This is a genomic window from Phenylobacterium sp., assembly GCF_020402505.1.
Taxonomy (GTDB): domain Bacteria; phylum Pseudomonadota; class Alphaproteobacteria; order Caulobacterales; family Caulobacteraceae; genus Phenylobacterium.
On sequence record NZ_JADBZL010000034.1, the window covers coordinates 1 to 5,252 of the forward strand.

The window sequence follows — 5,252 nt, forward strand, 5'->3', positions numbered from 1 at the left end:
CTCCAGAACGATCGCTGCGCGCACCTCGTTGATTTCCTTTGTGCCATGCGTGGCCTCGCCGAGCCCGACGATCTTCGTGGCCGGGCTGAAGATCCAGGCGGGGAGGGCCGCGGCGGAGTCCGGGGTCAGGCGCCCCGTCGCCGGATCCAGGAGCAGGGGGCGCATCGCCGCCTCGAGGTCGCCCTGGGCGGCGCCGAGGGGGCTGTCGCCGGGAACCGGACTGCAGCTGTCGGCGGCGGGCCGCCGGGTCCCGTCCGCCCGGAACGCCGCCAGAGATCCGGCGAGGGCCGCCGCGCCAAGCGCTCTCAGACCCGCCCTTCGCGCGAGGGACAGGGGCGCCTCGCCTTCGCGACTCGGCCCACCGCCGAGGAGATTCTCCGGGCCGGGTTCACCCATGGACGTTCATCCTGCGATAGGGATAGCCGGAGCCCGTCCTTCGGAGAAGGATCGAGGCGGCCGGCGCCGCAGGTGACGGAGAGGGGGCGGAGGCGGGGGCGCTGCGGGGGTGGTCATCCTGACGTCGCCGACAATCTTGGGGGCCTTGAGGCGGTTGACGTCGTTGACCCGGCGCCAGATCAGGAACAGGTCCACCAGCCAACGGATGCCGCAGCCGCCAAAGATCAGCGGCTTCCGGATCTCGACGCCGATGTCGGTCACCATGAAGCGATCGACCCCCATCGCCCCGACCGGCGCCGACAGGACAAAGACCGGGGTGCAGCCCTTCTTCTCAGAAGCGAACTGGGAATTGAACAGGAAATCTGGCCGCTCGTTCAGGTCCCGGATCAGCATCCGCGGTCCGGGGAAGGTGAATTCAGCCATGGGAGTGTCTGCGTTCTCCGGCGTGAAGTTCGACGAGGCTCGCCGCTGCGAGCGGCCTGAGCGGGATGTGGACACGGGCGGCGGCCAGACGAAACAGGCAGCCTGGCGCATGGACGAGCGGGGGGGGGGCCGTGGCTGAGGGCCCAGGCCGCCACAGCGGGCGCGACGTCCGACGAATTTCTCCAAACCTTTCCCCGCCTCAGTAGGTCCGAACGTACCAGTCGTCGACGTTGGACAGCGTCTCGAATTTCCGGCGGTAGCCCTTCGAGGCGAGGAAATCGTGGATCTCCTGTCGCTTGGACGTGTGGTTGTGCTCCACCGTGATCAGCCGGATCTCCCAGGCGCTGAAGTCGAGGGCCTGGAGGATGTCGAGCTCGGAGCCTTCCGTGTCGATGGACAGGTAGTCGATGCGCCGCGGCGCGCGCCAGTGCGCCAGGAGGTCATTGAGAGAGACGGTGGTCACCTCGTAGCGCTGCCCCTCCGCCCGGGTGCCGGCCAGGCTGTCGCCCTGGGAATAGGCGTCGATGGTGGAGTGGGCGGCGATGGCCGGCTGGTTGAAGGTGAGGGTCTCCCCGGTGCGGGTCCAGACGCAGCGGTCGTCGATGAAGCAGGCCCGGTTGCGCCGCAGGGCCGGGTACCAGATGCGCGCCGGCTCGGCGAGGACGCCGTTCCAGCCCAGCCGCGTCTCCAGCGCCCGGGTGTTGGAGAACTTGATCCCGTCCGTCGCCCCGAACTCCACGAAGAAGCCGCCGTGGCGCATCTTCGTCTCGTAGGCCACCCAGAGGTCCTGCAGGAACTGGCCGTGGCTCCAGGCGGCGTTGTCCATGCAGAACTGGAGGAAGGCGATCTGCTCGTCCCTGGCCGGATCGGAATCCCTGAGGCCGACCATGAGCAGAAGGAAGTCGGCGCGGCTGATGGCCACCATATCGGTCGTTCTCCCTTCGGCCTGAGGACAAGGCCTAACACGGCGCGGGCGCGCCGGGGAGACGGGACTTGCGGGCGAAGGTCCGAGAGTCCAGGCGGCCGACACCCATCGGCTCCCCGGCTTGACGATTGATTGATTTGCCCCGCCCCTGGAACCCGACCAGTGTTGCGCCATCACGGACGGGAACGGGGGACTCCATGCTGGTCTCACAGATTCTTCGGGCCAAGGGCGATGCGGTGTTCACCGTCACGCCTGAAGACACGGTCGGCCAGGTCGCCGAGCTCCTTCACTCCAGACGCGTCGGCGCCCTTGTGGTGACGCAGGGCGATCGCGTGGCGGGCATTGTCTCGGAGCGCGACATCGTCCGGGCTGTGGCCGGCGGCGACGAAAAGGTCACGGCGCGCCCGGTCTCCGCCTACATGACGGCGGACGTGGTGTTTGCAGGCCCGGGCGAAACCGTCGATTCCCTGCTCACGCGCATGACCGACCGGCGCATCCGCCACCTGCCGGTCGTCCAGGCCGGGCGGCTGGTCGGGATCGTTTCCATCGGCGACCTGGTGAAATGGAAGATCTCCGAGGTCGAAGCCGAGGCGGACGGCCTGAAGGCCTATATCGCCGGGAGCTGAGCCGAAGGGGACTTCCTGGTGGAGCCGAGGAGCTACACCACGTCCGGGGACACGACCGCTGATGCTGCGGGGAAGGGTCTTCTATCTTCGGCTCAGAGTGCCCAGAGCCTTGGAGCAGACAGTCGGGCGGACACGTCTGAGCGAGATATGCGGAAATTTGCACATGGCTAAATGTGCAAGAATTTGCACACTTATTGATGTGAAGATATTTGCACATCGTGCAATGTGAGATAAATTGCACATCAAGTGATGTGAGGGAATTTGCACATGGCGAGAGACATGATCATCACGACGCCTCGCGAACTCGGCCTCGCCATGCGCGACCGCCGTAAAGCTCTCGGCCTCGATCAGGTCGAACTCGCGAAGCTGATCGGCGCCAGCCGCCGATGGGTTATCGACGCTGAGAGCGGCAAGTCTGCGTCTCTCCCGTTCCTGCTGCGCGCGCTCCGCGCGCTGAAGATGCAGATGAAGTTCTCCGCTGACGACGAACTTCCTCGCTCAACACAACAGACCCTACCCGCCATCGACCTTGATGAGGTGATCGCTCGCGCACGGCGATCAACGTCATGAGTTATCTGGTCGTCCTGATGAACGGCGTGGAAGCTGGACGTCTCGACTACGAGCGAGGCCGTCTGATCTTCACCTACGCAGAGCACTGGCGCGAGCAGGAAGGCGCCATTCCACTCTCCTTCTCGATGCCGCTAACCGTCGCGAGCTACGCGGGCGCCGAAGTCGGCGCCTTCGTCTGGGGGCTGCTGCCCGACAATGAGCAGATCATTCAGGAATGGGCGCGTCGCTTCCATGTGAGCCCACGCCAGCCATTCGGCCTGATCGGAGCGGTCGGTGAAGACTGCGCCGGGGCTGTGCAGTTCGTTGACCCGGATCGGATCGCCGCCGTCGTCAGCGGCGAGGTCGATGGCGTCGAGTGGCTGACGGAGGCGGAGGTCGGTGAGCGTCTGGCCGGGCTTCGGACGAACCGGGGGGCATGGCGTCGGGCAGGTGACGGGGGCCAGTTCAGCCTTGCGGGCGCCCAACCTAAGATCGCGCTGCTTCGGCAGGACGACAGATGGGGAATTCCGCAAGGACGGGTCCCAACGACCCACATCCTGAAACCCCCGTCCGCCGACCTCGAAGCCCAAGCAGAGAACGAGCACTTCTGCCTGTCCGTCTTGGGGCGGCTTGGCCTTCCAGTCGCGCAATCGGCAGTGCAGACCTTCGGCGGTGAAGTGGCCATCGTCGTCGAGCGATACGACCGCGTTCCCACGCCGAACGGCGTCATTCGCATCCATCAAGAGGACTTCTGTCAGGCCCTCGGCGTGTCGCCGGATCGAAGATACCAGAACGAAGGCGGCCCCGGCCTCCGCGAGATCATCAACCTGCTCCGACAGGTTTCGTCCGCCCCGCAGGAGGATGTCGAGACCTTCGTAGATGCCGCCATCTTCAACTGGATAGTTGGCGGCTCTGACGCCCATGCGAAGAACTTCTCGCTCTTGCATGCTGGCAGCGGTCGCGCCCGTTTGGCGCCGATCTACGATGTGGCCAGCGTCCTCCCCTACGCGCCACAGGTCCAACTCCAAGATGTGAAGCTCGCCATGAAAATTGGCGGCGAATACCGACTGAGCGAGATCGGCATCCGCCATTGGGTGAAGTTCGCGGACGAGAACGGGATCGACTTCGATCACGTCCGATCCCGCACCGCGTCCATGGCCGACCAGTTGCCCGATCTCGCGAAGACCGTCCGCGACGAGATCGCGAAGGCGGGGGCAGCGCACCCTTTGCTCGACAAGCTGACCACGGTCTTTGTGGACCGCTCCGCATGGGTGAAGACTCAGTTGGAGAAGGCCCAGCAACCCGGCTAAGGCCAGACTGGGGCTCTATGCGATAGCCAGCTAACGTATGGACCAACATCTTACGCCATGCGCTACCCAGGATGCGTATGGAGCCGTACCCCGCGCCATACGTCAGGTAGCTGGTTCAGCCGCCAAGCGCCCCAAGTCGAGCCCCGGATAGGCGACCTTCTCAATCGCGGCCTTGAGGGCCTCCACCCAATAGCCCCGCCCGTAGGCCGCCGCCGTCTCGCTGCCGTCCTTACCGCTACCCGAGGCCCAGCCGCCGAGGGCGAGGGCGATCTCGTGGTCGATACGGGTCTCGCGGAGCGCGTCCCGGTAGCAATGCCGGAACGAGTGGAAGCAGGTCCTCGGTCGGGCCGCGCCCGCCTTGGCGAGGAACCGGCGAAACCACTTCGAGAACGGGTCGCTGAAGTAGCCTGTGCTGCTCGCCTGAAGCTCGGCGAAGAGCTTCCTCCCGCCCGCCGCGCGACGGGCTTCTACGCACGTGATGAAGCCCATCTCTCGCAGGGCCGAATGGATCGGCACCAGCCGTTCGCTGCTGGCCGTCTTGAGCCTCTTGTCGTTGTTCGCTGTCGCCGGTCCTGCGCTGATCGATATGCAGTCCACGCCCTCGACCGTCTGGATGTCGGCGACATCGAGTTGGCACGCTTCGTTGAGCCGCAGCCCGGCAAAGAGGGCGAGTAGCGGCACTCAGAAACGACCGCGACGTGGACGCTCGGGTCCGGGCTGAGCGAAGCCGAGCCAGTCGTCGGTGCAGCCGGTGTAGAGCGGTGCATTGAAGATCGAGCGTAGCTGTTCATTCGAGAACGGTAGCCGCTTGTCGCGGCGCCAGACGGGATCGACCACGCGCAGACCTCGGGCGGGGTTGCGGTCGATCCAACCCTCGTTGACCGCGAAGTTGAACAGGGTGATCTTCCCCCGAAAAAGTGGACGGGGTTAAGCCGCTCTGCGTTCGGCCTCGGCTGGACTGATGTATCCGAGAGCCGAGTGCAGGCGACGGGGATTGTAGAAGCCCTCGATGTATTGGAACAG

The 5,252-nt window shown here is 65.4% G+C and carries 9 protein-coding genes; 4 read left to right on the plus strand and 5 right to left on the minus strand.

Annotated features, from left to right (window positions below):
- Both IM632_RS02920 and IM632_RS02925 read right to left on the minus strand, forming a co-directional pair.
- A partial coding sequence (locus IM632_RS02920) for a hypothetical protein (RefSeq protein WP_296552001.1) occupies positions 1–396 on the minus strand: 396 nt, incomplete at its 3' end.
- A gap of 6 nt (positions 397–402) precedes the next feature.
- Complete coding sequence (locus tag IM632_RS02925; RefSeq protein WP_296552002.1) at positions 403–819, minus strand: hypothetical protein; 417 nt, start codon at positions 817–819, stop codon at positions 403–405.
- On the opposite strand from IM632_RS02925, the gene IM632_RS02930 reads away from it, so the two are divergent.
- Entirely contained in the window at positions 818–958 is a 141-nt protein-coding gene (locus IM632_RS02930; protein WP_296498545.1) for a hypothetical protein, read from the plus strand. The genes IM632_RS02925 and IM632_RS02930 overlap by 2 nt on opposite strands.
- 60 nt (positions 959–1,018) lie before the next feature.
- Here IM632_RS02930 and IM632_RS02935 read toward each other — a convergent pair whose 3' ends face one another.
- Positions 1,019–1,744, minus strand: coding sequence for an FkbM family methyltransferase (locus IM632_RS02935; RefSeq protein ID WP_296534750.1), 726 nt, complete (start codon positions 1,742–1,744; stop codon positions 1,019–1,021).
- A gap of 197 nt (positions 1,745–1,941) precedes the next feature.
- On the opposite strand from IM632_RS02935, the gene IM632_RS02940 reads away from it, so the two are divergent.
- The 3 genes from IM632_RS02940 to IM632_RS02950 all read left to right on the plus strand — a co-directional run bounded on the left by IM632_RS02940 (position 1,942) and on the right by IM632_RS02950 (position 4,229).
- Positions 1,942–2,370 (plus strand): CBS domain-containing protein, encoded by a 429-nt coding sequence (locus IM632_RS02940; protein WP_296521269.1) that lies wholly within the window; start codon positions 1,942–1,944, stop codon positions 2,368–2,370.
- 279 nt (positions 2,371–2,649) lie between these two features.
- Positions 2,650–2,940, plus strand: a complete 291-nt coding sequence (locus tag IM632_RS02945) for a helix-turn-helix domain-containing protein (protein ID WP_296534749.1) — start codon at positions 2,650–2,652, stop codon at positions 2,938–2,940.
- Positions 2,937–4,229, plus strand: a complete 1,293-nt coding sequence (locus IM632_RS02950; RefSeq protein WP_296552003.1) for a type II toxin-antitoxin system HipA family toxin — start codon at positions 2,937–2,939, stop codon at positions 4,227–4,229. The genes IM632_RS02945 and IM632_RS02950 overlap by 4 nt, the downstream gene beginning before the upstream one ends.
- 102 nt (positions 4,230–4,331) lie before the next feature.
- Here the strand turns inward: IM632_RS02950 and IM632_RS02955 are convergent, their stop codons facing one another.
- Positions 4,332–4,910 carry a site-specific integrase gene (locus IM632_RS02955; protein WP_296552005.1) on the minus strand — a complete coding sequence of 193 codons (579 nt, stop codon included), beginning with the start codon at positions 4,908–4,910 and terminating at the stop codon, positions 4,332–4,334.
- Complete coding sequence (locus tag IM632_RS02960; RefSeq protein WP_296552006.1) at positions 4,911–5,066, minus strand: hypothetical protein; 156 nt, start codon at positions 5,064–5,066, stop codon at positions 4,911–4,913.
- Positions 5,067–5,252: the final 186 nt, after the last annotated feature.